General features: G+C 62.5%; 26 protein-coding genes. 11 read left to right on the top strand and 15 right to left on the bottom strand.

The window, feature by feature from the left end:
• The first annotated feature begins 63 nt into the window (after nucleotides 1-63).
• From pstA to FQ668_RS26020, 5 genes are all read left to right on the top strand, one after another.
• Nucleotides 64-1,680: a phosphate ABC transporter permease PstA gene (gene pstA / locus FQ668_RS26040; protein ID WP_172833553.1), complete on the top strand. Its 1,617-nt coding sequence runs from the start codon at nucleotides 64-66 to the stop codon at nucleotides 1,678-1,680.
• Nucleotides 1,681-1,752: 72 nt separating this feature from the next.
• Nucleotides 1,753-2,586, top strand: a complete 834-nt coding sequence (gene pstB / locus FQ668_RS26035) for a phosphate ABC transporter ATP-binding protein PstB (protein WP_014592871.1) — start codon at nucleotides 1,753-1,755, stop codon at nucleotides 2,584-2,586.
• 101 nt (nucleotides 2,587-2,687) lie between these two features.
• Nucleotides 2,688-3,458: a phosphate signaling complex protein PhoU gene (gene phoU / locus FQ668_RS26030; protein WP_003253329.1), complete on the top strand. Its 771-nt coding sequence runs from the start codon at nucleotides 2,688-2,690 to the stop codon at nucleotides 3,456-3,458.
• A gap of 163 nt (nucleotides 3,459-3,621) precedes the next feature.
• Nucleotides 3,622-4,512, top strand: a complete 891-nt coding sequence (locus FQ668_RS26025) for a response regulator (protein WP_014592870.1) — start codon at nucleotides 3,622-3,624, stop codon at nucleotides 4,510-4,512.
• Between the two features lie 146 nt (nucleotides 4,513-4,658).
• A complete protein-coding gene (locus FQ668_RS26020) occupies nucleotides 4,659-5,555 on the top strand; it encodes a peptidoglycan DD-metalloendopeptidase family protein (protein ID WP_014592869.1) in 897 nt (298 codons plus the stop codon).
• 12 nt (nucleotides 5,556-5,567) lie between these two features.
• Here FQ668_RS26020 and FQ668_RS26015 read toward each other — a convergent pair whose 3' ends face one another.
• The 3 genes from FQ668_RS26015 to phoB all read right to left on the bottom strand — a co-directional run bounded on the left by FQ668_RS26015 (nucleotide 5,568) and on the right by phoB (nucleotide 9,127).
• Complete coding sequence (locus FQ668_RS26015) at nucleotides 5,568-6,908, bottom strand: hemolysin family protein (protein ID WP_014592868.1); 1,341 nt, start codon at nucleotides 6,906-6,908, stop codon at nucleotides 5,568-5,570.
• A gap of 173 nt (nucleotides 6,909-7,081) precedes the next feature.
• On the bottom strand, nucleotides 7,082-8,389 hold the full coding sequence (phoR, locus tag FQ668_RS26010; RefSeq protein ID WP_014592867.1) for a phosphate regulon sensor histidine kinase PhoR: 1,308 nt from the start codon (nucleotides 8,387-8,389) through the stop codon (nucleotides 7,082-7,084).
• Nucleotides 8,390-8,437: 48 nt separating this feature from the next.
• Entirely contained in the window at nucleotides 8,438-9,127 is a 690-nt protein-coding gene (gene phoB / locus FQ668_RS26005) for a phosphate regulon transcriptional regulator PhoB (protein WP_003253341.1), read from the bottom strand.
• 173 nt (nucleotides 9,128-9,300) lie between these two features.
• On the opposite strand from phoB, the gene FQ668_RS26000 reads away from it, so the two are divergent.
• The gene (locus tag FQ668_RS26000; protein ID WP_019439066.1) at nucleotides 9,301-9,672 is read left to right on the top strand and encodes a hypothetical protein; all 372 of its coding nucleotides are present in this window, start codon (nucleotides 9,301-9,303) and stop codon (nucleotides 9,670-9,672) included.
• Between the two features lie 33 nt (nucleotides 9,673-9,705).
• Here FQ668_RS26000 and ubiA read toward each other — a convergent pair whose 3' ends face one another.
• Both ubiA and FQ668_RS25990 read right to left on the bottom strand, forming a co-directional pair.
• Nucleotides 9,706-10,596, bottom strand: coding sequence for a 4-hydroxybenzoate octaprenyltransferase (ubiA, locus tag FQ668_RS25995; protein WP_014592865.1), 891 nt, complete (start codon nucleotides 10,594-10,596; stop codon nucleotides 9,706-9,708).
• Complete coding sequence (locus FQ668_RS25990; RefSeq protein ID WP_012054112.1) at nucleotides 10,596-11,153, bottom strand: chorismate lyase; 558 nt, start codon at nucleotides 11,151-11,153, stop codon at nucleotides 10,596-10,598. Before FQ668_RS25990 ends, ubiA begins: the two co-directional genes overlap by 1 nt.
• A gap of 225 nt (nucleotides 11,154-11,378) precedes the next feature.
• Between FQ668_RS25990 and FQ668_RS25985 the strand changes: the two genes are divergently transcribed.
• The 4 genes from FQ668_RS25985 (at nucleotide 11,379) to FQ668_RS25970 (ending at nucleotide 13,721) form a co-directional block, all read left to right on the top strand.
• Nucleotides 11,379-11,546: a rubredoxin gene (locus FQ668_RS25985; RefSeq protein ID WP_003253349.1), complete on the top strand. Its 168-nt coding sequence runs from the start codon at nucleotides 11,379-11,381 to the stop codon at nucleotides 11,544-11,546.
• Nucleotides 11,547-11,562: 16 nt separating this feature from the next.
• The gene (locus FQ668_RS25980) at nucleotides 11,563-12,711 is read left to right on the top strand and encodes an NAD(P)/FAD-dependent oxidoreductase (RefSeq protein ID WP_019439067.1); all 1,149 of its coding nucleotides are present in this window, start codon (nucleotides 11,563-11,565) and stop codon (nucleotides 12,709-12,711) included.
• A gap of 187 nt (nucleotides 12,712-12,898) precedes the next feature.
• On the top strand, nucleotides 12,899-13,198 hold the full coding sequence (locus FQ668_RS25975) for an HU family DNA-binding protein (protein ID WP_003253355.1): 300 nt from the start codon (nucleotides 12,899-12,901) through the stop codon (nucleotides 13,196-13,198).
• A 148-nt stretch (nucleotides 13,199-13,346) separates the two neighbouring features.
• The gene (locus FQ668_RS25970) at nucleotides 13,347-13,721 is read left to right on the top strand and encodes a helicase (protein WP_010955807.1); all 375 of its coding nucleotides are present in this window, start codon (nucleotides 13,347-13,349) and stop codon (nucleotides 13,719-13,721) included.
• Nucleotides 13,722-13,850: 129 nt separating this feature from the next.
• On the opposite strand, the gene FQ668_RS25965 is transcribed toward FQ668_RS25970, so the two are convergent.
• From FQ668_RS25965 to exbB, 6 genes are all read right to left on the bottom strand, one after another.
• Nucleotides 13,851-15,254 (bottom strand): aminoacyl-tRNA deacylase and HDOD domain-containing protein, encoded by a 1,404-nt coding sequence (locus FQ668_RS25965; RefSeq protein WP_014592863.1) that lies wholly within the window; start codon nucleotides 15,252-15,254, stop codon nucleotides 13,851-13,853.
• A 77-nt stretch (nucleotides 15,255-15,331) separates the two neighbouring features.
• Nucleotides 15,332-17,410, bottom strand: a complete 2,079-nt coding sequence (gene recG, locus FQ668_RS25960) for an ATP-dependent DNA helicase RecG (RefSeq protein ID WP_014592862.1) — start codon at nucleotides 17,408-17,410, stop codon at nucleotides 15,332-15,334.
• Between the two features lie 3 nt (nucleotides 17,411-17,413).
• Nucleotides 17,414-18,340: a hydrogen peroxide-inducible genes activator gene (locus FQ668_RS25955; protein ID WP_003253362.1), complete on the bottom strand. Its 927-nt coding sequence runs from the start codon at nucleotides 18,338-18,340 to the stop codon at nucleotides 17,414-17,416.
• A gap of 94 nt (nucleotides 18,341-18,434) precedes the next feature.
• Nucleotides 18,435-19,166: an energy transducer TonB gene (locus tag FQ668_RS25950; protein ID WP_010955804.1), complete on the bottom strand. Its 732-nt coding sequence runs from the start codon at nucleotides 19,164-19,166 to the stop codon at nucleotides 18,435-18,437.
• On the bottom strand, nucleotides 19,163-19,591 hold the full coding sequence (exbD, locus tag FQ668_RS25945; RefSeq protein ID WP_003253367.1) for a TonB system transport protein ExbD: 429 nt from the start codon (nucleotides 19,589-19,591) through the stop codon (nucleotides 19,163-19,165). Before exbD ends, FQ668_RS25950 begins: the two co-directional genes overlap by 4 nt.
• A 3-nt stretch (nucleotides 19,592-19,594) precedes the next feature.
• Complete coding sequence (exbB, locus tag FQ668_RS25940) at nucleotides 19,595-20,569, bottom strand: tonB-system energizer ExbB (RefSeq protein ID WP_014592860.1); 975 nt, start codon at nucleotides 20,567-20,569, stop codon at nucleotides 19,595-19,597.
• A 190-nt stretch (nucleotides 20,570-20,759) separates the two neighbouring features.
• Between exbB and FQ668_RS25935 the strand changes: the two genes are divergently transcribed.
• Nucleotides 20,760-21,617 (top strand): SDR family oxidoreductase, encoded by an 858-nt coding sequence (locus FQ668_RS25935; protein ID WP_019439068.1) that lies wholly within the window; start codon nucleotides 20,760-20,762, stop codon nucleotides 21,615-21,617.
• Nucleotides 21,618-21,786: 169 nt separating this feature from the next.
• On the opposite strand, the gene FQ668_RS25925 is transcribed toward FQ668_RS25935, so the two are convergent.
• Genes FQ668_RS25925 through rpoZ form a run of 4 tightly spaced genes read right to left on the bottom strand, consistent with a single transcriptional unit; the run spans nucleotide 21,787 to nucleotide 25,410 of the window.
• Nucleotides 21,787-22,518 (bottom strand): hypothetical protein, encoded by a 732-nt coding sequence (locus FQ668_RS25925; RefSeq protein ID WP_014592858.1) that lies wholly within the window; start codon nucleotides 22,516-22,518, stop codon nucleotides 21,787-21,789.
• Between the two features lie 56 nt (nucleotides 22,519-22,574).
• Entirely contained in the window at nucleotides 22,575-22,955 is a 381-nt protein-coding gene (locus FQ668_RS25920; RefSeq protein ID WP_009684531.1) for a RidA family protein, read from the bottom strand.
• A gap of 23 nt (nucleotides 22,956-22,978) precedes the next feature.
• Nucleotides 22,979-25,087, bottom strand: coding sequence for a bifunctional GTP diphosphokinase/guanosine-3',5'-bis pyrophosphate 3'-pyrophosphohydrolase (spoT, locus tag FQ668_RS25915; protein ID WP_019439069.1), 2,109 nt, complete (start codon nucleotides 25,085-25,087; stop codon nucleotides 22,979-22,981).
• 59 nt (nucleotides 25,088-25,146) lie between these two features.
• Nucleotides 25,147-25,410, bottom strand: coding sequence for a DNA-directed RNA polymerase subunit omega (rpoZ, locus tag FQ668_RS25910; RefSeq protein WP_003253383.1), 264 nt, complete (start codon nucleotides 25,408-25,410; stop codon nucleotides 25,147-25,149).
• Nucleotides 25,411-25,497 lie beyond the last annotated feature (87 nt).

Here is a 25,497-nt window from a genome sequence, read left to right as displayed (position 1 = left end):
TAGCGATCCGTGAAAAAGGATTCCCTCAAAGGCTGGTTCAAGAGCGGCGCCCCAGGCGTCTGGATGAGCGGCGGTGCGGTGGCCATGGCCGTGATCATGACCGTCGGCCTGCTGGCGGTGATCGCCGTGCGCGGCCTGGGCCACTTCTGGCCAGCCGATCTTGTCCAGGCCACCTACAAGGTGCCAGGCCAGGCCCATCACGTCGTCATTGGCGAAGTGGTGCAGAAGGAGGAAGTACCCCGTGCTCGTCTGAAGGGGGCTGGCCTGCCAGTGCCTGACCAAGGCCCGGAGTTCATGACCCGCGAGCTGATCAAGGTGGGTAACCGCGACCTCAATGGCAGCGACTTTACCTGGGTGGTCGGCGACTGGCTGGTCGACGAACAGCGCCCGGCTGACCTGATGGCCCTCGAGCGCCGCGAGTGGGGCAACTTCTATGGCTACCTGGTCAGCGTCAAGGAACAAGGCCGCGTGGTTGCCGAAGGCCCCGCTGCCTGGAACGAACTGCAGGCCCGCCTCAAGCGTGCCAACCAGCTCAACAGCGAGCTGCAGCAGCTGGAGAAAAAGGACATCGGTGCCATCAACCATGGCCTTGAGCGCCTGCGCCTGCAAGCGCGCAAGCTGGAGCTGGACGGCAAGCTGGACGCCGCCGCCCAAGCCGACATGGACGCCGACCGTGCCGAACTGAACAGCCGCTACAAGGCTATCGAAGACCGCCTGACAGGCCTGCACCAGGCTTTCTCCCGCGACAGCCTGGTGGCCCGGGATGGCAACGGCCGTGAAGTGGAAATCAACCTGAGCAAGGTGGTGCATGCCGTTCAGCCGAACGGCATGTCGGCGTTCACCAAGTTGGGCACCTACTTCGGCAAGGTCTGGGAGTTCCTCAGCGACGACCCGCGTGAAGCCAACACCGAGGGCGGTATCTTCCCGGCCATCTTCGGTACCGTGATGATGACCCTGATCATGGCCGTGATCGTTACCCCGTTTGGCGTGCTGGCTGCCGTGTACTTGCGTGAATACGCCAGGCAGGGCCCGGTCACCCGGCTTATCCGTATTGCGGTGAACAACCTGGCCGGTGTTCCTGCGATCGTCTACGGTGTGTTCGGTCTGGGCTTCTTCGTCTATGTGCTGGGCGGCTCGATCGACCGCCTGTTCTTCCCCGAAGCGCTGCCGGCACCGACCCTGGGTACCCCGGGCCTGCTGTGGGCATCGCTGACCCTGGCATTGCTGGCGGTACCGGTGGTGATCGTGGCCACCGAAGAAGGCCTGGCGCGAATCCCGCGCACCGTGCGTGAAGGCTCGCTGGCGTTGGGTGCAACCAAGGCCGAGACCCTGTGGAAAATCGTCCTGCCCATGGCCAGCCCGGCCATGATGACCGGCATGATCCTCGCCGTGGCTCGTGCCGCCGGCGAAGTGGCGCCGCTGATGCTGGTAGGTGTGGTGAAGCTGGCGCCGTCGCTGCCGGTGGATGGAAACTACCCGTACCTGCACCTGGACCAGAAGATCATGCACCTGGGCTTCCACATCTATGACGTCGGCTTCCAGAGCCCGAACGTCGAAGCTGCGCGGCCGCTGGTTTATGCCACTGCGCTGCTGCTGGTGCTGGTGATCGCGACCCTCAACCTCTCTGCCGTGTGGATTCGCAACCACCTGCGCGAGAAGTACAAGGCGCTGGACGGCTGACCCTGATTGCAAGCGTGCCGCCCGTAAGCCGGGCGGCCCTTTGAAACGACTTGATAGCGTATGGAGTTGACCATGCAGCAAGATTCCCACACCCATGGCATCGACATGTCTGCCCTGGGCCGCAACAAGCAGAGCCTGCGGATGGCTGAAGAAACCGTGGCCATCGAAGTGCCGGGCCTGAGCCTGTTCTATGGCGACAAGCAAGCGCTGTTCGACGTGCAGATGAACATCCCGAAGCAGCGTGTGACCGCCTTCATCGGCCCATCCGGCTGCGGCAAGTCGACCCTGCTGCGCACTTTCAACCGGATGAACGACCTGGTTGACGGTTGCCGTGTGGAAGGTGCCATCAACCTGTACGGCAACAACATCTACCGCAAGGGCGAAGACGTTGCCGAACTGCGCCGGCGTGTGGGCATGGTGTTCCAGAAGCCGAACCCGTTCCCCAAGACCATCTACGAGAACGTGGTCTACGGCCTGCGCATCCAGGGCATCAACAAGAAGCGCGTGCTTGATGAAGCCGTCGAGTGGGCGTTGAAGGGCGCGGCCTTGTGGGAAGAGGTAAAGGACCGCCTGCACGAGTCGGCGCTGGGCCTGTCCGGTGGCCAGCAGCAGCGTCTGGTCATCGCCCGCACCATTGCCGTGGAGCCGGAGGTGCTGCTGCTTGACGAACCGTGCTCGGCGCTGGACCCGATCTCGACCTTGAAGGTCGAAGAACTGATCTATGAATTGAAATCCAAGTACACCATCGTCATCGTGACCCACAACATGCAGCAAGCGGCGCGTGTTTCGGATTACACCGCGTTCATGTACATGGGCAAACTGGTCGAATTCGGTGATACCGATACCCTGTTCACCAACCCGGCGAAGAAGCAGACGGAAGACTACATCACCGGTCGCTACGGCTAAGCGCCGCTCGCGAAACAGGCACCTCGGTGTCTGGCACCGGCGTTGCCGGTGTTCGCGGGTGAACCCGCTCCTACAGGGCCGCGCTACCAAAGGACAAAACGATGATCAACAAAGAAAGCCTTACCCATCACATTTCCCAGCAGTTCAACGCCGAGCTCGAAGAGGTGCGCAGCCACCTGCTGGCCATGGGCGGGTTGGTGGAAAAGCAGGTCAACGACGCGGTTACCGCGCTGATCGAAGCCGACTCTGGTCTGGCCCAGCAGGTGCGCGAGGTTGACGAGCAGATCAACCAGATGGAGCGCAATATCGACGAGGAGTGCTTGCGCATCCTCGCCCGCCGCCAGCCAGCGGCCTCGGACCTGCGCCTGATCATCAGCATTTCCAAGTCGGTGATCGACCTGGAACGCATCGGTGACGAGTCGACCAAGATCGCCCGCCGCGCCATCCAGCTGTGCGAAGAGGGCGAGTCGCCGCGTGGTTATGTCGAGGTGCGCCACATTGGCGACCAGGTGCGCAACATGGTCCGGGATGCGCTGGACGCCTTTGCCCGCTTCGACGCCGACCTGGCGCTGTCGGTGGCCCAGTACGACAAGACCATCGACCGCGAATACAAGACCGCGCTGCGTGAGCTGGTGACCTACATGATGGAAGACCCGCGCTCTATCTCGCGGGTGCTGAGCGTGATCTGGGTGCTGCGCTCGCTGGAGCGTATTGGCGACCATGCGCGCAACATCTCCGAACTGGTGATCTACCTGGTGCGCGGCACCGACGTGCGCCACATGGGCCTCAAGCGCATGACGGCAGAAGTGCAGGGTACTGCTGTCGCCAACGGCGAAAAGGCTAATGTTCCGGGTGAATCTGACGATAAGTAAGGTTGCTCCCGAGCATCGACGCCCGGCCTTGGCCGGGCGTTTTCGTTTGCGGTCGAGAGCCGGCAGGCACCCGCGAACGATGTGAAGAAGTCCCGGCGTGACCAGGTTGTAGCAAATGGCCATCATTTGGCAGTAGGCTAGTCGGGATTCATAAGGAGTATCGATGAGTAAAGTGAATGTGCTGGTCGTGGATGACGCCCCGTTTATCCGTGATCTGGTCCGCAAGTGTCTGCGTAATGCCTTCCCGGGTATGGCCATCGACGACGCGATCAACGGTCGCAAGGCCATGGCCATGCTCGGCAAAGAAGCGTTCGACCTGGTCCTGTGCGACTGGGAAATGCCGGAAATGTCTGGCTTGGAATTGCTGACCTGGTGCCGTCAGCAGCCTGCACTGAAGAACCTGCAGTTCATCATGGTGACCAGCCGTGGCGACAAGGAAAATGTCATTCAGGCGATCCAGGCGGGTGTTTCCGATTTTGTAGGCAAGCCGTTCACCAACGAGCAACTGCTGACCAAGGTAAAAAAAGCCCTGACCAAGATCGGTAAGCTCGACAGCCTGATGGCCATCGGCCCGGCGCGAGCCAACCCGGCGTTTGCCAACGATTCGTTGAACGCGCTGACTGCGGGCAAGCCTGAAGCGGTCAAGGTGGCGGCGCCGACACCGGCACCGGTCAAGCCTTTGGTCGCGGCGCCCGCACCTGCCGCCCCCGCGCCGAGCGGCCGTGGCCAAGGCCAGCTGCGCCTGGCCAGTGGCATGCAGCCATGCGTGATCAAGGCGTTGAGCCTGAAAGAGGCACTGCTGGTGGTACGCCGCAACGAAGCGCTACCACAGGTGCTGGAAGGTGCGGTGCTGGACCTGGAGCAGGGCGAAAGTGCCGAAGTCGCTCGCCTGAACGGCTACCTGCATGCTGTCGCGGCGCTGGAGCCAAAACCTGACAGTGACTGGTTGCAGTTGACGTTCAAGTTTGTCGACCAGGATGCCCAGAAGCTCGACTACTTGTCTCGGTTGATTGCCCGCGGCACAGCGCAGAAGCACTTCACCCCCGGTGCCTGACCCCGGCCCCGCGCCATGCTTTGGGCAGGAGCAGCACAAGGCTGCTTCTGCCCAAGCCCGAGTTGCCCCATCCGACCAACTGCAATACCTACCGTAAAACCCGCTGCTAGGCTTCGACAGATCATCACTGTCAAAAAGCCACTATCATGCCCGCGCGCCTGCTGCTGTTCTGTGCATTGCTCATGGCCTCAGCGTCGAGCCAGGGCGTGACACTCTACAAGATCACCGACGATTCCGGTGTCATCTCCTATTCCGATCGCCCTGGCCCCGGCGCCAAGCCCTTGGGGTTGCTCGAGCCCATGGTCGAAACGCTCGAAGGCCAGGTACTGCTGAACGCGAAAACCTTCGACGGTGGCGTGAGCTTTTCGGCACGAAACGAGCTGCATGTGCCGGTAGAGGTAGAGTTGCGGCTGGACAACCTGGTCAACGCACAAGGCGGCGATGCCCCGCGTATCGTGCGCCGGCTGCTGCCGCCGCGCACCACGCAGATGCTCAGTGTGCTCAGGGGGCGGCCCGGGCTGCTGCTGAACTACCGTTCGACCCTGCTGCAGGCCATGGGTGACCCGGGCAAACGGCCCCAGGGCTTCCGCTATGCGTTCCCGTGGATTGGCGGGCCGTTCCGCGTCACTCAGGGCCCCAATGGCCGCGTCAGCCATTTTGGACCCAAAGGGCGCTATGCCATGGATATCGCCATGCCCGAGGGCACGCCCATCATCGCCGCGCGGGAAGGGGTGGTGGTGAAGACGCAGAACAGCCAGAGCGGGCGCGGCCCCGACCCCTCGGGTAACTTTGTCAGGCTTTTGCACCCGGATGGCACCATGGGCGTATACCTTCACCTGATGCGTGGTTCGGTGGTGGTGGCGGAGGGGCAACGGGTACGGCAGGGCCAGATGCTGGCCAAGTCGGGCAATACCGGCAACAGCACTGGGCCGCACCTGCATTTTGTGGTGCAGCGCAATGTGGGGTTGGCGCTGGAATCGATACCTTACCGCTTCGACAGGCCGATCAGCGGGATGCCGGACTTCACTGCCGGCAACCCCTGACCGATTGGGCCATCAATCCAGCTTCAGCACCTTGGCCAGTACGATCTTGGGCCCTTTCATCTTCTTGATGATGATTCGCAACCCTTCGACCTCCAGCACTTCCTCCTCTTCCGGCACGCGCTTGAGCGTCTCGTAGATCAACCCCGCCAGGGTTTCGGCCTCGATGTGGTCAAGGTCTATACCCAGCAGGCGTTCGACCTTGAACAGTGGGGTGTCGCCGCGCACCAGCAACTTGCCCGGCTGGTAGGCGAGAATGCCACGCTCGGTCTTGCGGTGCTCGTCCTGGATGTCGCCCACCAGCACTTCCAGCACGTCTTCCATGGTCAGGTAGCCGATCACCTTGCCATCGGCTTCCTCTACCAGCACGAAGTGCGCGCCGCCCTTACGGAACTGCTCCAGCAACTGGGCCAGCGGCATGTGCCGCGACACGCGTTCGAGTGGCCGGGCAAGGTCCTCCAGGTCAATGGTCTCTGGCAAGTGCTCCAGCTCAGCCAGCTCCAGCAGCAGGTCCTTGATGTGCAGCAGGCCGGTGAATTCTTCGCGCTCGGCGTCGTACACCGGGTAGCGGCTGAACTTGTGGCGGCGCACCAGGGCCAGGATCTGCTTCAGAGGCGCATGGGCGTCGATGCTGATCATGTCCTCACGCGAGTTGGCCCAGTCGACCACTTCCAGCTCGCCCATTTCCACGGCCGATGCCAGCACGCGCATGCCTTGGTCGCTTGGGTCCTGACCACGGCTGGAGTGCAGGATCAGCTTGAGTTCTTCGCGGCTGTAGTGGTGCTCATGGTGCGGGCCAGGCTCGCCCTGGCCGGCAATGCGCAGGATGGTATTGGCGCTGGCATTGAGCAGGTAGATGGCCGGGTACATCGCCCAGTAGAACAGGTAAAGCGGCACGGCGGTCCATAGCGACAGCAGCTCTGGCTTGCGGATAGCCCAGGACTTGGGGGCCAGCTCGCCGACCACGATGTGCAGGTACGAGATGACGAAGAAGGCGACGAAGAACGAGATCGCCTTGACCAGCTCGGCGCTGTCCACACCGAAATAGGCCAGCAATGGTTCCAGCAGGTGGGCGAAGGCGGGCTCACCCACCCAGCCCAGGCCCAGCGAGGCGAGGGTGATGCCCAACTGGCAGGCCGACAGGTAGGCGTCGAGCTGGTTGTGAACCTTGCGCAGGATGTTGCCACGCCAGCCGTGCTTTTCGGCGATGGCCTCTACGCGGGTGGCGCGCAGTTTGACCATGGCGAACTCTGCGGCAACGAAGAAGCCGTTGAGCAGCACCAGCAGTAAGGCAAAGATGATCATGCCGAAGTCGGCGAATAGCGAGGTGAGGCTAATACCAGAGGAAGGGTCCATGATGGAGTTTTTACGGGGTCCGTCTTTGAGATAGGGAGAAAAAAAGTGCCAGCTTTTGCTGGCACAGGGGATCCAATGTAGCGGCTGGGGCTGTAAAAGCAAAGGGCAGGCGACTCATTGCGGGCCCAGTGGCAGCCGGCATGCCCGCGAAGGGCTGCGCCGCAGCCCCAATCTCAAGCCTTTTCGTTGGCCAATTGTGCTGGCGGAAAGTGACAGGTAAAGGTGCTGCCATGCCCCGGTACACTGCTGATTTCCAGCTTGCCGCGGTGGCGCATCAGCACATGCTTGACGATTGCCAGCCCCAGCCCGGTACCGCCGGTATTCGATGCACGGCTGGAGTCTACCCGGTAGAACCGCTCGGTCAGGCGTGGCAAGTGCTTGGCATCGATGCCCACCCCCGAGTCCTGCACCGACAGGTGTGCGCCCTGGGCATCGGCCCACCAGCGGATGCGGATGTTGCCTTCGTCCTGGGTGTACTTGACCGCATTGAACACCAGATTGGAAAAGGCACTGCGCAGTTCTGACTCGCTGCCCTTCAGCTTGACGCCAGGCGCAGCTTCCAGGCTGATGCGCTGGTTGCGCGGCCCGGAAAGGGCCTGGGCGTCGTTCTTGATGGCGGCGAGCAGGGCATCGACTGCCACCGGCTGGTTGTCCGATGGGTAATCGGTGGCTTCCAGTTTGGCCAGCAGCAACAAATCGTTGAGCAGGGTTTGCATGCGCGAGCCTTGCTGGCTCATCTGCTGCAGGGCGCGGCTCCACCGGGGGTTCACGTCCTCGACGTTGTCCAGCAGGGTTTCCAGGTAGCCGGTGATTACCGTCAGCGGCGTGCGCAGCTCGTGGGACACGTTGGCGACGAAGTCCTTGCGCATCTGTTCCAGCTGGTGAATGCGAGTGACATCGCGCACTAGCATCAGGTGTTCATTATTGCCGTAGCGGGTGATGTGCAACTGCACACGCATGCGGTCATTGATCGGCGAAGGGATTTCCAGCGGCTCGAGGTAGTTTTCTGCCTCGAAGTACTCTTTGAAGAGCGGGTGGCGCACCAGATTCGTCACTTGCTGGCCGCCGTCCTGTGGGGTCTTGAAGCCCAGCAGGGTCTCGGCGGCGCGGTTCCACCATTCCAGGTTGCCGTCGCTGTCGAGCATGATCACCGCGTCACGCAGAGCAGCGGTGGACTCCTGCACCCGGTCGATCACTGCCTGCAGGCGGCCCCGTACGCGCTGGTCGCGGCGTTGCAGGTGGTAGATGCTATCGAATACCTCGCCCCACAGGCCGTAGCCATCGGGCGGTGCTTCGTCGGGTTGGTGATTGCGCAGCCAGTCGTGCAAGCGCAGCAGTTGCTTGAGGGTCCAGCCCAGATAGAGCGCCAGGCCAATGGCCAGGCTCCAGCCGTAGTAGCCGCTGACCAGCCCGCCGATCAGGCAGACGGTAAGCAGCAACAGCAGATGGCGAATCAGGGTTGCGTGCCAGTTCTGGTTCAATTGACGGTCCTTGTACAACGACGTGCAGCTTGGCGCTCGGGAACTCGATCAGCTCTTGGTCGAGAAACGGTAGCCAGTGCCCCGGACGGTTTGTACCAGATTCTCGTAAGCTTCACCCAGCGCCTTGCGCAGGCGACGGATGTGCACGTCGACGGTACGTTCCTCGACATAGACGTTGCCGCCCCACACCTGATCCAGCAGTTGGCCGCGGGTATAGGCGCGCTCCTGGTGGGTCATGAAAAACTGCAGCAGGCGGTATTCGGTAGGGCCCATCTCGGCCGGCTTGCCGTCGATGGTCACACGGTGGCTGATCGGGTCGAGCAGCAGGCCGCCGACCTCGATTGGCGCCTCGCTGTCGCTCGGGCCAGTGCGGCGCAGCACGGCTTTCAGTCGCGCTACCAGTTCACGCGGCGAGAACGGTTTGGTGATGTAGTCGTCGGCGCCCACTTCCAGGCCCTGGATCTTGTTGTCTTCTTCACCCTTGGCGGTGAGCATGATGATCGGAATATCACCGGTCAGCTCGTCGCGCTTCAGGCGGCGGGCCAGCTCGATGCCGGAGGTGCCCGGCAGCATCCAGTCGAGCAGGATCAGGTCCGGTTTGCGGTCGACGATGATCGCGTGGGCCTGTTGGGAGTTTTCCGCTTCCAGGCAGTCATAGCCGGCCATTTCCAGGGCAACGGCGATCATCTCGCGAATGGGCGCTTCGTCGTCGACGATCAGAATGTTCCTGCCTACCATGCTCAAAACCTCTCCTGGATTCGGTGTCTTGGCCCGCATTAGATAACGGAATTATTGCAGCTGTGTGACAGGGTGTTGGCCGTTCTGGCGACATTCCGTGACTGAACTAGGCTACAGAGGGCCGCTTTGATGGCAACCCGAACTCATTTCCCCCCGCAACAATGGTGAATCCAATGACACGACATACGCTGAGCTGGATGGCCCTTTTCACTGCGTTGGCGCTCCCGGGGGTGGCGTTGGCCCACCATGCCATGGAGAAGGATGGCATGTGGGTCGATCATGCCGGCATGACCCTGTACACCTTTGACAAGGATGCGGTTGGCAAGTCGATGTGCAATGGCGAGTGCGCCAAGAACTGGCCACCGTTGATGGTCAAGAAGGAAGACGAAGCACCGAAGGATAAATGGACCCATGTAACGCGTGACGACGGTTCGATGCAGTGGGCTTACGACGGCAAGCCGCTGTATACCTTCATCAAGGACAAGAAGGCCGGTGACATGACCGGTGACGGCATGAAAGACGTCTGGCACGTTGCCAAGCCTTGAGGTAGCCGGGGCCGCTGTGCGGCCCCAAACTACTCAGCGCAACGCGTAATCCAGCACAACTCCGATAAATACCAGCATCCCTGCCCAGTGGTTGTGCAGAAATGCCTTGAAGCACGATTCCCGGTCCAGCTTGCGCGTTGACCAGTATTCCCAGGCAAAGCAAGCCGCCGCACCCAGCAACCCAAGGTGGAACCAGCCACCCAGGTCGAAGCGGCTACCGGCCAGCAACAGGCAGCCCAGCGACAGCAACTGCAGGGTCAGGATGATGCTGCGATCAGCGTCGCCGAACAGGATCGCTGTGGACTTCACGCCAATCTTCAGGTCGTCATCGCGGTCGACCATGGCGTAGTAGGTGTCGTAGCCTACCGTCCACAGCAGGTTGGCGATGTACAGCAGCCAGGCGCCGGCCGGCAATTCACCGCCAGCGGCTGTGAAAGCCATGGGAATGCCCCACGAATACGCCGCCCCCAGCACCACCTGCGGGTAGTAGGTGTAGCGCTTCATGAACGGGTAGCAGAACGCCAAGGCCACCGCCCCGAACGACAGCCAGACGGTGCGGCTGTTGGTGCACAGCACCAGCAGGAAACTCACGCCGACCAGAATCGCGAACAGTGTCAGCGCCTCGCGTGGCTTCACCCGGCCGCTGGCCAAGGGGCGGTCTGCGGTCCGCTTGACGTGGCCGTCAACCTTGCGGTCGGCAAAGTCGTTGATGCAGCAGCCGGCCGCGCGCATCAGCACCACACCAAGGCCGAAGATGAGCACGTTGGCCAGGGTGGGTGACCCATTGCCAGCAATCCACACTGCCGACAGGGTCGGCCACAACAGCAGGTAGATGCCTATCGGCCGGTCCATGCGGCTGAGCTGGACGAAGTCCCAGGCCCGTGGATGCAGGCGGTTGAGCGACTTGAGCAGTTGCAGGTACATCAGCGGTTTTCCTCCTTGGCCGCTTGCCACAATGCCGGCAGAAACACTTCTGCCACCAGCAGGTCCAGGCCGTTGCGCTCGAAGCGCGAGCGGCGGCCCCAAAGCGCCGCATGTGCAGCTTCGGACGGCAGCCAAGCCTGTGGGTAAGTACACACTTCGAGCGGATGACGGATGAACGCCTGGTCGCAGAACAGCAGCTCGCCCAGCGAGCGGCTGCCCAAGGATTCCAGGTCCAGACCGCCACGTTCCAGGGCGCTGCGGCTGGCCACGCTGCGGGCGAACACCCAAGGTTGGCCATGGCCGCGCAGGTACACTTCGCGCACCCAGCCTTCGGCGCCAGCAGCGATGCCCAGCGCTTGGCATTCGTCATCGCGCAACGGCTGCCAGCCCTCGAACAACGGGGTGACGGAAAAGTGATCGATGGACAGACGGGTCAGGCGGCGGGTCAGCGAGCCCTCGTCGAACAGCCAGTCAAGGGTGGGCTGGTCGATGTCGGTCGCCAGCTGTGAATACGGCAGCCACGCGACAGCGGCTGCTTGCGGGGATTCGTACGACACGTCGGTATGCTTTGTTACAGCCAGAGAGGCGGCGAGCTTAGCATGATTGCCCCAACTGCTTGCATACTGCCGGCAGGGCCGCTACAAAGCCTCCACGCATTGCAAGCTGGCCCTGTTCGCGGGCAAGCCCGCCAGGCCTGCGCGGTCACTGTAGGAGCGGGCTTGCCCGCGAAGAGGCCATCAGCAGCAACACAAGCCCCAGCCTGAACCGAGGAAATAGACCTGATGAAAAAGTGGCAATGTATTGTCTGTGGCCTGATCTACGACGAAGCCGAAGGCTGGCCCGACGACGGCATCGCCCCCGGCACCCGTTGGGAGGATGTGCCTGAAGACTGGCTGTGCCCCGACTGCGGTGTCGGCAAAAGCGATTTTGAAATGATCTCCATCGGTTAATCGAGGAAAGCACGACATGACGTCTCCTGTGGTAATCATCGGTACCGGCCTTGCGGGCTACAACCTGGCTCGTGAATTTCGCAAGCTCGATGCGCAGGCGCCGCTGTTGCTGATCACCGCCGACGATGGTCGTTCGTACTCCAAGCCGATGCTTTCCATGGGCTTTGCGAAGCAGAAGGACGCCGACGGCCTGTGCATGGCAGAGCCGGGCGCCATGGCAGAGCAGTTGAACGCCGAGATCCGTACCCATACCCGCATCAGCGGCATCGACCCGGGCCACAAGCGGCTGTGGATCGGCGAAGAAGCCGTGGAATACCGCGACCTGGTGCTGGCCTGGGGGGCGCAGACCGTGCAAGTGCCGATCGAGGGTGATGGCAGCCATCTGGTATTCCCGATCAACGATCTGGAGGACTACGCGCGCTTCCGTGCTGCCGCCGCGGGCAAGCAGCGTGTCCTGATCCTCGGCGCCGGCCTGATCGGCTGCGAATTCGCAAATGACATGAGCCTGGGCGGTTTCAAGGTCGACGTTGTGGCGCCGTGCGAACAGGTCATGCCGACCCTGCTGCACCCGGCCGCTGCGGCGGCTGTACAGGGTGGGCTGGAGGGGCTGGGAGTACGCTTTCACTTGGGGCCGGTGCTGACCCGCCTGCAGCAGGTGACCCAAGGCCTGGAGGCGCACCTGTCGGACGGCAGCGTGATCGCCTGCGACCTGGTGGTTTCGGCCATCGGCCTGCGCCCACGTACCGACCTGGCTGCCGCGGCCGGCCTGCAGACCAACCGCGGCGTAAGCGTAGACCGCGAGCTACGTACTTCACACGCCAACATCTTCGCCCTTGGCGACTGTGCCGAAGTCGATGGCATCAACCTGCTGTACGTGATGCCGCTGATGAGCTGTGCCCGGGCGCTGGCGCAAACCCTGGCCGGTAAGCCGACGGCAGTTTCCTACGGACCGATGCCTATCACCGTGAAAACCCCGGCCTGTCCGGTGGTGGTTTCGCCAGCGCCACAGGGTTGCGAAGGCATCTGGCAGGTAGAGGGGCAGGGCTCTGACCTCAAGGTGCTCTGCCTTGATGCCGACGGCAAGCTGCTGGGCTACGCCCTGACCGGAGCGGCGGTGATGGAGAAGCTGGCGCTGAATCGTCAGTTGCCACCGGTTATGGCGTAAATAGCGCGCGTTCTGTCGGATTTATCCTGTTGTTGCCTGCACAATGGCCGCCCAGATACTGGCGCGGCCCCTGAGCTCGTGCCATTCTCACTCCCGTCTGCCGCAGATTAGAGCCTGCGGTGCCTTGAGCGCTGCTCCCAGAGGCAGCACGGCATAACAACAAGAATTCCGTCAAAGAGGCTTCACTATGCGCAAACCAGAACTCGCCGCCGTCATCGCCGATAAGGCTGATCTGACCAAGGAAAAGGCCAATCAGGTTTTGAACGCGATTCTCGACAGCATCACCGGTGCCCTGGACAAGGACACCGTGACCCTGGTCGGTTTCGGCACCTTCGAAAAACGTCATCGCGGCGCGCGTACCGGCAAGAACCCGCAAACTGGGGAACCGGTCAAGATCAAGGCCAGCAATACCGTAGCCTTCAAGCCTGGCAAGAACCTGCGTGACAGCGTTAACGCCCCCGCCAAGCCAGCCAAGAAAGGCAAGTGATCGCTCCCTGACAACCCCAGTGTCGGCCAAGCGGGCGCCCCAAGGCGCCCGTTGTGCTTTCTGCAGGTAAAATGTTTCGAACTTGCATAAATAGTTCTGGAAAAGGATAAACTGCGCGCCTTAGTCACTTTTCATTCGAGGCGCGTTGATGAAGTTCCGCTTTCTTCTCTGGGCCATGGGGCTGTTGATGGCCAGGGCCAGCCGTAATAACCCCGCATTCCAGCAGCAGCTCAAGGGCAAGGACCTGGTGTTCCAGATGCAGACCCTGGACGGCAAGGTTGCCCGGCACTTCATCGTCAACAACGAACGCATCAGCAGCAAGGGCGGCGCGCACCCACAGCCGGCATTCGCCATTGCCTTCAAGGACGCCGCCTATGGCTTCGCCACCATGCAGGCGGGTAACAAGCAGCTGGCGTTCATGCAAGGGATTCAGGACAAGCACATCCAGATCAAGGGCAACCCGGCGCTGGTGATGTGGTTCCAGGGGTTGATGAAATACCTGAAACCGAAGAAGAAAGGCTGAAGCCCAACGGGGATGCCGATGCTTTACCTGTGGGATCGGGCGTGCCCGCGAGACAAGCGACGCGGTGCATGGCACCGGCTTAGCCGGTGTTCGCGGGCATGCCCGCTCCCACAGGCTATGTGTTAATGCTTAATGCGGTGCGTGGAACTGCGAAGCCAGCTCACGCAACAGGTTCTCGGCTTCGAGCACCTTGTTCACCACATCCTCAGCCTTGTCCCGGGTAATGCTCAGGCGTTCCAACAGCTCGTCAGGAATCTCTTCCTGTGGCCCTGAGCCTATACCTCGCGAGCGCAGCAGGCGGGTGGCCAGGCACACCAAGTTGGGGAACGCGAAATATTCGCCGTCGTAGGCCGGATCGTGCTGAAAGCGCAAGGCAGTCGACAGCTCTTCTGGCATGTCCCACAGCTTCATCAGCCAGGCACCGATCTGTTCGCGGCTGATGCCCAGCAAGTGTTGCTCCACATAGGTGTGGTTCAAATGCGGGTTGACCTCAAGGTGGCGGCAAATCAGCGAGAAATGCGGCGGGAACACGTGCGCGAGCAGCAGGTAGCCGAAGTTGTGCAGTAGCCCGGCCAGGTAGGTCAGCCCGGCCTCGGGGCGTTCTGCACGAGGCATGGCGCGGGTCAGGCCTTCGATGATCGCGGCGGTGTAGATCGATTGTTGCCAGTAGGGCGTGGCCTGCTGCGGTTGGTCTTTGGGTAGGCTCAAGGTCTTGCCCAGTGCCAGGCCCAGGGCCAGGTTGATCACCAGGTCGAAACCCAGCACACGCACGATGGCGTCTTCCACCGAGCGGATCTTGCCCGGCGAACCATAGTAGGGCGATGCAGCCCAGCTCACCACCTGTGCCGCCAGCGCCGGGTCGGTTTCGACCACGCCGGTGATGTCGTCGATGCTGGCGTTGGGATCTACCCGCAGCTTGATGATCTTCTGCGCGGTGTCGGCGAGCGGTGGAATTTCGATGGTTTCTTCCAGGCGTTTCTGAATGCGTCGGGCAGTGAAGGCCTGGACCGCATCGGTGATTTCCCGGGTGTCGTCATCGGGGCGGTCGAGATTGGGGCTGATCGCTTCGACTTGCTGGCCGAAGCTGCTGGCGCTGGCCTTGGCCAGCATGCGCTTGAAGTGCGCGCGTTCGATTTCCAGCAACAGGCCGGCTTCGCCTGACTGGATAAAGACAGTTTCAGCGTCGAGCAGGCTCTTTTCGTACTGACATGGCGAGCTGGTCAGCGCCGGGATGCCCGGCAGGGCCTTGAGGTGGTGCTTGTCGAGCATCTGCTTCAGGCGCGGCACCGACACGGCGGTCAGCTTGCGCCCGGTCAGCTCGGCCAGGCGGTTGAGGTCCAGCAGGTGGTTCTGCGGGAACAGCACCATGAGGGCGCCGACCTCGTCGTCGAGAAGGACAGCCTGCACCCGCGAAGCCGCAGGCAGGTGCGAGTGTTCGACCACCTGGCGGTAGGGCACGCCGAGCTTGTCGAGCAGCAGCCTGATGACGGAGGGGGCGTGTGGGGTTGCGGTGTCCAGGGCAACTTCAGTCATGGTCCGTATCCACTGTTTCTTTAAACGCGAAGTATAACCAGCCTGCGAGCAAATCTGGATCCATTCTGGGACTGGCGTCACACTTGGCCATATTGTTGGCCGTGCCGCAGCCAGCGGTCCAGCAGCGGGCTGACGTGTTCCGGCCAGCGTGATACCAGGGCCTGGGCCGCGTCGCGCACGGCCGGCAGCAGGTCGGCGTCGCGCATCAGGTCGGCGACCTTGAATTGCAGTAGGCCGGTCTGGCGGGTGCCGAGCATCTCGCCCGGGCCACGCAGTTCAAGGTCTTTCTCGGCGATGATGAAGCCGTCGTTGGTCTCGCGCATGATCCCCAAGCGCTCGCGGCCGATCTGCGACAGCGGCGGGTGGTACAGCAGCACGCAATGGCTCACGGCGCTGCCCCGGCCAACCCTGCCGCGCAGCTGGTGCAACTGTGCAAGGCCCAGGCGCTCGGGGTTCTCGATGATCATCAGGCTGGCGTTGGGCACGTCCACGCCCACCTCGATGACCGTGGTGGCGACCAGAAGCTGCAGGTTGCCAGCCTTGAACTCGGCCATGATCTCGGCTTTTTCTGCCGGTTTCATGCGCCCATGGATCAACCCCACCTTCAGTTCACCCAGCGCACTGCCAAGCTCCTCATAGGTGCTTTCGGCGGCCTGGCAGGTGAGTTCTTCGGACTCTTCGATCAGCGTGCATACCCAATAGGCCTGGCGCCCCTCGGCGCAGGCGGCGCGTACCCGCTCGACCACTTCGAAGCGGCGGCTGTCGGCCACCAGCACGGTGTTCACCGGCGTACGCCCTGGCGGCAATTCGTCGAGCACCGAGGTGTCCAGGTCGGCGTAGGCGCTCATGGCCAGGGTGCGTGGAATAGGCGTGGCGGTCATGATCAGCTGGTGCGGGCACAGCTCGCCGGCCACGCCCTTCTTGCGCAGGGCCAGGCGCTGCTGCACGCCGAACCTGTGCTGTTCGTCGATGATCGCAAGGGCCAGGTGCTTGAACCTTACCTCTTCCTGGAACAGCGCGTGGGTGCCGACCACCATAGGTGCGCCGTTGGCGATCTGCTCCAGGGAGGCGGCCCGGGCCTTGCCCTTGAGTTTGCCGGCTAGCCAGGCGACTTCAATGCCCAGCGGTTCCAGCCAGCGCTTGAAGGTAATGTAGTGCTGCTCGGCGAGGATCTCGGTGGGTGCCATCAATGCCACTTGGTAGCCCGCCTCCAGCGCCTGCAAAGCCGCCAGTGCAGCGACCACGGTCTTGCCGGCACCCACGTCGCCCTGCACCAGGCGCATCATCGGTTCGTGCTGGCTAAGGTCGTAGGCAATTTCGTTGGCTACCCGCTGCTGCGCGCCGGTCGGCTGGAAGCCCAGGTTAGCCAGGTATTGCGCCTGCAGGCGCGTGGCCCTGGGCAGTACCGGCGCACGCAGGCTGCGCAGGCTTTCGCGCAGGCGTTGCTGCGACAGCTGATGGGTCAGCAACTCTTCGAAGGCCAGGCGGTGTTGAGCCCAGTGCTGGCCTTCGGCGAGCTCGTCGAGGTCAGCGTCGGCCGGCGGGTTGTGCAGGTAGCGGATGGCTTCGTCCAAGGGTGCCAGCTGGTAGTCCCGGGCAAGTTCGTCAGGCAGCCAGTCGGGCAGGCTACGCGGGCCAAGCAGCGCAAGGCTCTGCTGGCACAACAGGCGCAGGCGTTGCTGGGTAAGGCCCTCGGTGGACGGATAAATTGGCGTCAGGGTCTGCTCCACCGGCGGTGGTGGCTCGTTGCCGTTCAGCGCACGGTACTCCGGGTGGTAGATTTCCAGGCCCGAAGCGCCGGGGCGGGCTTCTCCGTAGCAGCGCAGGTGGGTGCCCCGCTTCAGGCCCTCCTTCTGCGCGTTGCTGAAGTGGTAGAAGCGCAATGTCAGCACACCGCTGCCGTCGCCCAGGCGCACCACCAGGCTGCGGCGCTTGCCCATGGTCACATCGGCACCACTGACCACGCCCTCGATAACCGCATCCTGGCCGGGACGCAGCTGGCCGATTGGCACCACGCGCGTACGGTCCTGGTAGCGCAGGGGCAGGTGGAACAACATGTCCTGCAGGTTTTCCAGCCCGACCTTGGCGAGTTTCTCCGCCATCGCCTCGCCCACACCTTTCAGTACTGTGACCGGGACCTTCGACAGCTCACTCATGACTCAGGCCGGTTGTTCCGCAGGGTTCTTGGCGACCGAGCACAGGCGGATCGAATCGGCGAGGATCTCGATGGCCTTTGGCCGCGGGAAGCTGGCGCGCCAGGCGATGGCTACCGTGCGGAACGGTGCCGGTGCCGTCAACGGGCGCACTTCGATGACGCCGGGGGCATAGTGATGGCTGTGCACTGCCGACAGCGGCAGGATCGATACGCCAAGGCCGGAAGCCACCATGTGACGGATGGTTTCCAGCGAGCTGGACTCGACCGTGGTGTGCCTTGAGCCTTCACCCCCCTTGTTCAGGGTAGGGCAGGCTTCCAGTACCTGGTCACGGAAGCAGTGGCCCTCACCAAGCAGCAACAGGCTCTTGTCATTGAGCATGGCGGTGTCGATGGTCTTTTTCGCCGTCCATGGGTGGTCGGCAGGCATCAGGGCGCAGAACGGTTCGTCGTATAGCGGTAGCGTCAGCACGTCGGCTTCGTTGAACGGCAGGGCGATGATCACCGCGTCCAGTTCGCCGTTGCGCAGCTTTTCGCGCAGTACGTGGGTGAAGTTTTCTTCGATGTACAGCGGCATTTGCGGCGCCACGCGGTGCAGCTGCGGGATCAGGTGCGGGAACAGGTAAGGGCCGACGGTGTAGATAGCGCCGACCTTGAGCGGAGCGGTCAGCTGATTCTTGCCGGCCTGGGCCAGCTCGCGAATGCCCTGGGCCTGCTCCAGTACCTTCTGCGCTTGGGCGACAATGTTTTCGCCGACCGGGGTCAGGCGTACTGCGCTTTTGCTGCGCTCGAAGATCAGAACGCCAAGCTCGTCCTCGAGCTTCTTCACACCGACCGACAGGGTGGGTTGGCTCACGTGACAGCGCTCGGCGGCATGGCCGAAGTGCTGTTCCTGGGCGAGTGTGACGATGTAGCGTAATTCTGTAAGGGTCATAACGTGCGTCCATGAAGTTGCGGGCCCAGCATAGCGGCTGCAATCGATAGACGCACGTTATCAGACTTGCCGAATTGTGACAGAAACAAAAGTCTTAACGGCGGTCCAGTGAGTAGACGAACGGTGCCACGACTTCAATCGTGCCATTGTTCAGCAACTCGGGTGGCGGCTTGGGTACCGTGCCGGCCCGACGGATCATTTCCAGGGTCGCCCGGTCCAGTGCGGCACTGCCTGAGCCGCCGGCCATGGAGTACGACACGACCTTGCCTTCGGCGTCGACCACGAAGCGCAAGCGGTTCATGCCTTGCAGGCCGCGACGGCGCGCGTCTTCCGGGTAACGCTTGTACTTGGCAAGGTGGCGCAGCAGGTCGCTCTGCCAGGTTGGCAAGGCGTTGCTGTTGGACGCAATGCTCGGTGCCGGTGCCGCAGACTTCTGCGGTGGCGAGTTGCTGGGCGGTGCGTCCACCGTTTGCTCGGTGGGCGGTGCTTCCTTCGGCGGCTCAGGCTTTTTCTCGGGCTTGGGCGGCTGGGGCTTGGCCTTCGGCTTGGGCGGCTTGGGGATGGCGATCTTGGGCTTGGGCGCTTCTGCCAGCTTCGGCAACGGTGGTTCCTCGACCGGGGCCGGTGGCTGCGGAGCTGCCTTTGGGGGTGGTGGTGGCGCAGGCTCCGGCAACGGTGCCAGTTCGACCATCATCGCTGCCGGGGGCAGTTCGATGGCCTGTGGCACCGACCAGTTGAGCGTCAGCAGCACGGCGACCACGTGCACGCCCAGCACGATCGCCAGGCTGCCACCGTAGCGCGCCATGTTAGAGCGCGTTTTCATCATTTCTTGGCTGCCGTCTCGAGACCTACCAGACCGACTTTCAGGTAGCCGGCCGCGCGCATGTTGTTCATCACTTCCATCAGGTCGCCGTAATCCACGCCTTTGTCAGCCTGGAAGAAGATGGTGGTTTCCTTGTCACCCTTGGTCTTGGCGTCGAGCATCGGGCCAAGCTGGTCGGGTGCAGCAACCTGATCGTCGCCGACATACAGCTTCTGGTCGGCCTTGACGCTGACGAACACCGGTTTCTCTGGCCTTGGCGCCGGTTTGGCGGTTGAGGCCGGCAGGTCGACCTTGATGTCGACCGTGGCCAAGGGGGCGGCGACCATGAAGATGATCAGCAGCACCAGCATCACGTCGATGAACGGCGTAACGTTGATTTCGTGGTTTTCGGCGAGGTCGTCGCCACCTTCGTTGAGATGCAGGCCCATGGCTTACCCCACTTTCACCATGTGCGGGGCGGCGCGCTCGCTACCCTGGTGGTCCAGATCACGGCTGACCAGCAGCAGTACCTGGGCGGAGGCGTCGGACACCTGCGCCTTGTAACCGGCAATGGAGCGGGCGAAGACGTTATAGATGACCACGGCCGGGATTGCCGCGACCAGGCCCAGGGCAGTGGCCAGCAGCGCTTCGGCGATACCTGGGGCAACGACGGCCAGGTTGGTGGTCTGGGTCTTGGCGATGCCGATGAAGCTGTTCATGATGCCCCATACGGTACCGAACAGGCCAACGAACGGCGCAGTGGAGCCGATGGTTGCGAGCACGCCGGTGCCGCTGCTCATGGTACGGCCGCTGGCATGCACCAGGCGCTCCAGACGGAAGCTGACGCGCTCCTTGATGCCTTCTTTTTCGCGAGCGTTAGCCGAAAGACGCATTTCTTCGAGGGCATCGTGGACCAGGGTATGGGCCAGGGTGCCTTCCTTGTTGGAAACCTCGCTGGCTTCTTTCAGGGTGGTGGACTTCTTCAGCTGGGCGATTTCACCCCGCAGGCGACGCTTGGCGCCCATCAGCTCGAAGCCTTTGGCAATCCAGATGGTCCAAGTGATGATGGAGGCGATGGCCAGGCCGATCATGACGATCTTCACCACGATGTCGGCGTTCTTGTACATGCCCCATGGTGACAGGTCATGGGCCATGCCCAGCGAGGTGTCTTCGACCAGGGCTTGAACGCTTGGGTCTGCTGCGGCCGGTGTATCTGCCGAGTTGGTGGCAGTGGCACCAGGCGCCGGCGCATCGACCGGGGCAGCAGCGGGTGCGGCCGGGGCAGTAGCAGCGGCAGGTGTGGCGGCGTTGGTGGTTGGCTCATCGGCCATGGCCACCGGGGCCAGCACCAGGCTGAGTGTCAGCGCGGCGATGGCGCGCCAGGCGCGCGACGGGGTTGGCGAAGCGGAAGGTTGAGTACGTGTCATGCTGGCCGGACCTGATGAAGAAAAAAGTGAGCGTTCTCCAAGGCCTCGATGTAGGCCGAGAACAATTTGGCGGTCATTATTGCAAGTAATTCTTGTTAACAAAAGTAATATTGTAGCTTTTTTCGCCTATGGTCTAGCCGCCCATCGTGTAGCGTGGCCAGGCTGATCAATTGGTCTAGGGAGTTTAGAGATGTCAGACCTTTCCGTGATGGTGGTGGGTTGTGGTGATGTGGGTGGGCGCCTGGCCAAGCAGATGTTGGCTAAAGGCTGGCAGGTGAGCGGCCTGCGCCGTTCTGTCGATCAGCTGCCCGCTGGGGTTCAGCCGGTTGCCGCAGACTTGGCCGAACCGTCGATGCCGCAGGCCTGGCCACAGGGCGCGCTGGATTACCTGGTGTACTGCGTGGCAGCCAGCCAACACGATGAGGCGGGTTATGAGGCAGCCTATGTCGATGGTTTGCGCCATGTGTTGGCCTGGTTGGCCGAGCGTGGCCAACGCCCGCGCCGGCTGTTGTTCGTCTCCAGCAGCAGCGTGTATGCGCAGAAGGACGGCGAGTGGATAGCTGAGGGCGCTGCCACCGAGCCCGAAGGCTATTCCGGACGGGTGATGCTGGAGGCTGAACGGTTGGCACTGGCCAGCGGCATCCCGGCGAGCGTGGTCCGCCTAACCGGTATCTATGGCCCAGGGCGCGAGTGGTTACTGAGCCAGGTGCGTCAAGGTTACCGCGTTGCCGAGGAGCCACCGCTGTATGGCAACCGCATTCATGCCGAAGATGCCGCCAGCCTGCTGGCGTTTCTGCTGCAGGCCGATGCTGATGGCAAGGCTCTGGACGACTGCTACATTGGCGTCGATGACGACCCGGCGCCGCTGGCCGATGTAGTGGCCTGGCTACGGGCGTACATGGGGGTTACCGAATGGTCCGATGAGCAGCGGGTGCGGCGTACTGGCAGCAAGCGTTGCAGCAATGCCCGTGCGCGGGCGCTGGGCTGGGCGCCTGAGTATCCGAGCTACAAGGAAGGCTACGCCGCGATCCTGGCAGGAAAAGCCTAGCTGGCAACTGGCGCGATGCCTTGTAGGAGCAACTGTCTTGCTCAATTTCTAAAAGCTGGCGCAATCCCTGTGGGAGCGGGCTTACCCGCGAAGACGGGCGAAGCCCGTGCCATCCACCGCGGTGTCTTCTTCGCGGGTAAACCCGCTCCTACATGGACCGCGCATCATCTCAGCTGCGCTCCAGCGCCCACTGACGTTTGCCCGCTGCCAGCTCCGGCATTTCATCCGGCTGTGCACGGTTCACTGCCTGGAAAATCTCCAGCTTGTCACCATCGCGCTTGATGATGAACGGTGCACCACGCTGGTTGCGCTCCAGCCACAGGCTGTCATTGTTGCCACCCATGGTCGCGCAATCACCTGCCAGACACAGGGCGAAGCGGTCCGGCCCCGGTAGGCCGGTGACGTTGCCGGTATCGCTGAAGCGTACACTGGCACCTTTGCCTTGGCCGTCGACGATCTTCCAGTTACCACCCAGGTAGGCCTGGTAAAGCGCCTTCTCGAAGCTGCTGCCCAGTGGTGCATTGGCTGCCGCCGGTGTCTTGGCGCGCACGAAGGTTTGCTTGGTGCCGTTCTGGTCGACGGCCAGCAGCTCGTCGCCATCGAGCGAAAGCTGCTCGGTCTGGCCGCCTTGGAAACGGGCCTGCCATTGCTTTTCATTGGCGCTCAGCTGGCCGTCGGCGGCCTCAAAACCATTGCTGTAGCTAGCTTGCTGATTGGCCACGTCGAGTTTCCACTCGAACACTGGGCCGTGCTCATTAAGCGCCTGGCGCAGGCTGCCGGCTTTGACCGCCGCAGTGATGGCTTCCTGGTTGATCCAGATACCGTTGAAATCTTCGGGTTTGTGGCTGGTGCAGCCGCCCAGTAGCAGGGCTGCCAGCGCGAAGGGCAGTGCTTGACGCATGACGGGGTAACCTTGCAGAGGAAGGAGGGTGACGGGCAGGGCCCGTCACCAGGGCATCATTCGATGACCAGGATGGCGTCCATTTCGACCTGGGCGCCTTTCGGCAGTGCGGCAACGCCGATGGCGGCGCGGGCCGGGTAGGGCTGTTCGAAGTAGCGGCCCATCACCTCGTTTACCTTGGCGAAGTGGCTCAGGTCGGTGAGGAAGATGTTCAGTTTCACGATGTCCTTGAACGAACCGCCAGCAGCTTCAGCCACGGCCTTGAGGTTCTCGAACACCTGCACGGTCTGGGCTTCGAAGCCTTCGACCAGTTCCATGGTCTTCGGGTCCAGAGGGATCTGGCCCGACATGTACACGGTGTTGCCGGCCTTGATCGCCTGCGAGTAGGTGCCGATGGCGGCAGGGGCCTTGTCGCTGTTGATGACGGTTTTGCTCATGATGACTCCTTGCGGTTGGCGGACTACGTACGCATGCGGGTGATGCGGACCACACCGGTCAGGGTACGCAGCTTCTTGATCACACGCGCCAGGTGCACGCGGTCGTGCACGCTGACCACCAGTTGGACCACGCTGATACGGCCGTCGCGTTCGTCCATGCTGATCTTCTCAATGTTGCCGTCGGCGGCGTTGACGCTGCTGGCCAGCAGGGCGATCAGCCCGCGCTGGTGTTCCAGTTCGACACGCAGTTCGACATTGAACTCGCCAGTGATGTCCTTGGCCCAGGAGAGTTGCACGCACTTTTCGGGGTTGTGGCGGATTTCACTGATGTTGCGGCAGTTCTCCAGGTGCACGACCATGCCCTTGCCGGCCGACAGGTGGCCGACAATCGGGTCACCCGGGATCGGCGTGCAGCACTTGGCGTAGCTGAGCACCAGGCCTTCGGTGCCGCGGATCGCCAGCGGGCCTTCTGGCGCCGGCAGCTGTTCGCCTTCGGCCGACAGCAGGCGGCGCGCGACCACGTAGGCCATGCGGTTGCCCAGGCCGATGTCTTCGAGCAGGTCTTCTATCAGCTCCAGGCGGTACTCGGCGAGAATAGACTGGATGCGGTCCTGGGGGATTTTCTCCAGGCTGCTGTCGAAGCCAGTGAGTACCTTGTTCAGCAGGCGCTCGCCCAGGCTGATGGACTCCGAGCGGCGCTGTTGCTTGAGCGCATGGCGGATATTCGTGCGTGCCTTGCCCGAGACCACAAAGTTGAGCCAGGCCGGGTTTGGCCGAGCGCCCGGGGCGCTGACGATTTCCACTGTCGAGCCGCTTTGTAGCGGTTCGGACAGCGGCGCCAGGCGGCGGTTGATGCGGCACGCGATGCAACTGTTGCCGACGTCGGTGTGCACCGCGTAGGCGAAGTCGACGGCCGTGGAGCCTTTGGGCAACTCCATGATCCGGCCTTTGGGCGTGAACACGTAGACCTCGTCCGGGAACAGGTCGATCTTCACGCTCTCGATGAATTCCAGGGAGTTGCCGGCACGTTGCTGCAGTTCGAGGATACCCTTGACCCACTGGCGGGCACGCGCGTGGCTGCCCTTGGGCTGCTCGTCGTCGTTTGACTTGTATAGCCAGTGCGCGGCGATGCCGTTGTTGGCCATCTCTTCCATTTCGCGGGTGCGGATCTGGATTTCGATGGGCACGCCGTGCATGCCGAACAGGGTAGTGTGCAGCGACTGGTAGCCGTTGGCCTTGGGGATCGCGATGTAATCCTTGAAGCGTCCGGGCAGCGGCTTGTACAGGTTGTGTACGGCGCCGAGCACGCGGTAACAGGTGTCAACCTTGTCGACGATGATGCGGAAGGCATACACGTCCATGATCTCGTTGAAGGCACGGCGCTTGCCGCGCATCTTCTTGTAGATGCCATAGAGGTGTTTCTGCCGACCGCTGACCTCGCCCTCGATGCCGTCGGCGGCCAGGCAGTTGGCCAGCGAGTGCTCGATCTTGGCGACGATCTCTTTGCGGTTGCCGCGCGCGCTCTTCACTGCACGATGAATCAGCGACGAGCGCATCGGGTGCATGGCCTTGAAACCAAGGTCTTCGAACTCCACGCGCACGGTGTGCATCCCCAGGCGGTTGGCGATGGGGGCGTAGATTTCGAGGGTTTCCTTGGCGATGCGCCGGCGTTTTTCGCCAGACAGCACTTCCAGGGTGCGCATGTTGTGCAGGCGGTCGGCCAGCTTGACCAGGATCACGCGGATATCGCGGGCCATGGCCATGGCCATCTTCTGGAAGTTTTCCGCCTGCGCCTCGGCCTTGGTCTCGAAATTCATCTGGGTCAGCTTGCTGACCCCATCGACCAGTTCGGCCACGGTCTCGCCAAACTGCTGGCTGAGGGCTTCCTTGGCGATGCCGGTGTCTTCGATCACATCGTGCAGCATGGCCGCCATCAGGCTTTGATGGTCCATGTGCATGTCGGCGAGGATGCTGGCCACGGCCAGCGGGTGGGTCACGTAGGGCTCGCCGCTGCGGCGGCGTTGCCCATCGTGGGCCTGTTCGGCGTAGAAATAGGCGCGCCGGACCAGGTTGACCTGTTCGGGGCCAAGATAGGTCGAAAGCCGTTCGGCCAAGGCTTCTATACCCGGCATGGGTTCACCTCCTGCCGAGGAAGAGGGCCTTGCGCCGTACGACGTCGACCTGGCATCAATCAGACAGCCTCGTTGTTCTCGTCCTCGAACGCGGCGAACACCGGATCCTCGGTGACGATCTCTTCAGCGGCGATGAACTCGTTGGTGACGATGCCTTCGGCAATTTCACGCAGGGCAACAACGGTTGGCTTGTCGTTTTCCCACGCAACGCGTGGCTCTTTGCCGCCGGTCGCCAGCTGGCGAGCGCGCTTGGTCGAGAGCATGACCAGCTCAAAGCGGTTATCCACGTGTTCCAGGCAGTCTTCAACAGTTACGCGGGCCATGGTCTTCCTCAGTAGCAATTGCGGTGGGCGTGCAGCCCATTAATGGGCAGGCGGACTCGATAGTATAAAAATTCACCAGCCAATAGG

Origin of the sequence: Pseudomonas sp. Kh14 (genome assembly GCF_900291005.1) — a bacterium.
Taxonomy (GTDB): Bacteria; Pseudomonadota; Gammaproteobacteria; order Pseudomonadales; family Pseudomonadaceae; genus Aquipseudomonas; species Aquipseudomonas alloputida.
Note: the sequence above shows the minus strand (reverse complement) of the source record. Positions and strands in the feature narration are given on the sequence as shown.

What these genes read in the sequence shown, in the direction of transcription:
- FQ668_RS25950 (WP_010955804.1), bottom strand. Translation starts at nt 19,166, where the DNA reads ATGATGAAAACGCGCTCTAACATGGCGCGCTACGGTGGCAGCCTGGCG.
- FQ668_RS26015 (WP_014592868.1), bottom strand. Translation starts at nt 6,908, where the DNA reads ATGGACCCTTCCTCTGGTATTAGCCTCACCTCGCTATTCGCCGACTTC.
- FQ668_RS25920 (WP_009684531.1), bottom strand. Translation starts at nt 22,955, where the DNA reads ATGAGCAAAACCGTCATCAACAGCGACAAGGCCCCTGCCGCCATCGGC.
- FQ668_RS25965 (WP_014592863.1), bottom strand. Translation starts at nt 15,254, where the DNA reads ATGACTGAAGTTGCCCTGGACACCGCAACCCCACACGCCCCCTCCGTC.
- exbB (WP_014592860.1), bottom strand. Translation starts at nt 20,569, where the DNA reads ATGACACGTACTCAACCTTCCGCTTCGCCAACCCCGTCGCGCGCCTGG.
- phoB (WP_003253341.1), bottom strand. Translation starts at nt 9,127, where the DNA reads ATGGTAGGCAGGAACATTCTGATCGTCGACGACGAAGCGCCCATTCGC.
- spoT (WP_019439069.1), bottom strand. Translation starts at nt 25,087, where the DNA reads ATGCCGGGTATAGAAGCCTTGGCCGAACGGCTTTCGACCTATCTTGGC.
- FQ668_RS26025 (WP_014592870.1), top strand. Translation starts at nt 3,622, where the DNA reads ATGAGTAAAGTGAATGTGCTGGTCGTGGATGACGCCCCGTTTATCCGT.
- rpoZ (WP_003253383.1), bottom strand. Translation starts at nt 25,410, where the DNA reads ATGGCCCGCGTAACTGTTGAAGACTGCCTGGAACACGTGGATAACCGC.
- FQ668_RS25925 (WP_014592858.1), bottom strand. Translation starts at nt 22,518, where the DNA reads ATGCGTCAAGCACTGCCCTTCGCGCTGGCAGCCCTGCTACTGGGCGGC.
- FQ668_RS25970 (WP_010955807.1), top strand. Translation starts at nt 13,347, where the DNA reads ATGAAGTTCCGCTTTCTTCTCTGGGCCATGGGGCTGTTGATGGCCAGG.
- exbD (WP_003253367.1), bottom strand. Translation starts at nt 19,591, where the DNA reads ATGGGCCTGCATCTCAACGAAGGTGGCGACGACCTCGCCGAAAACCAC.
- FQ668_RS25980 (WP_019439067.1), top strand. Translation starts at nt 11,563, where the DNA reads ATGACGTCTCCTGTGGTAATCATCGGTACCGGCCTTGCGGGCTACAAC.
- FQ668_RS25935 (WP_019439068.1), top strand. Translation starts at nt 20,760, where the DNA reads ATGTCAGACCTTTCCGTGATGGTGGTGGGTTGTGGTGATGTGGGTGGG.
- FQ668_RS26020 (WP_014592869.1), top strand. Translation starts at nt 4,659, where the DNA reads ATGCCCGCGCGCCTGCTGCTGTTCTGTGCATTGCTCATGGCCTCAGCG.
- FQ668_RS25975 (WP_003253355.1), top strand. Translation starts at nt 12,899, where the DNA reads ATGCGCAAACCAGAACTCGCCGCCGTCATCGCCGATAAGGCTGATCTG.
- ubiA (WP_014592865.1), bottom strand. Translation starts at nt 10,596, where the DNA reads ATGTACCTGCAACTGCTCAAGTCGCTCAACCGCCTGCATCCACGGGCC.
- recG (WP_014592862.1), bottom strand. Translation starts at nt 17,410, where the DNA reads ATGAGTGAGCTGTCGAAGGTCCCGGTCACAGTACTGAAAGGTGTGGGC.
- FQ668_RS26000 (WP_019439066.1), top strand. Translation starts at nt 9,301, where the DNA reads ATGACACGACATACGCTGAGCTGGATGGCCCTTTTCACTGCGTTGGCG.
- FQ668_RS25955 (WP_003253362.1), bottom strand. Translation starts at nt 18,340, where the DNA reads ATGACCCTTACAGAATTACGCTACATCGTCACACTCGCCCAGGAACAG.
- pstA (WP_172833553.1), top strand. Translation starts at nt 64, where the DNA reads ATGAGCGGCGGTGCGGTGGCCATGGCCGTGATCATGACCGTCGGCCTG.
- phoU (WP_003253329.1), top strand. Translation starts at nt 2,688, where the DNA reads ATGATCAACAAAGAAAGCCTTACCCATCACATTTCCCAGCAGTTCAAC.
- pstB (WP_014592871.1), top strand. Translation starts at nt 1,753, where the DNA reads ATGCAGCAAGATTCCCACACCCATGGCATCGACATGTCTGCCCTGGGC.
- FQ668_RS25985 (WP_003253349.1), top strand. Translation starts at nt 11,379, where the DNA reads ATGAAAAAGTGGCAATGTATTGTCTGTGGCCTGATCTACGACGAAGCC.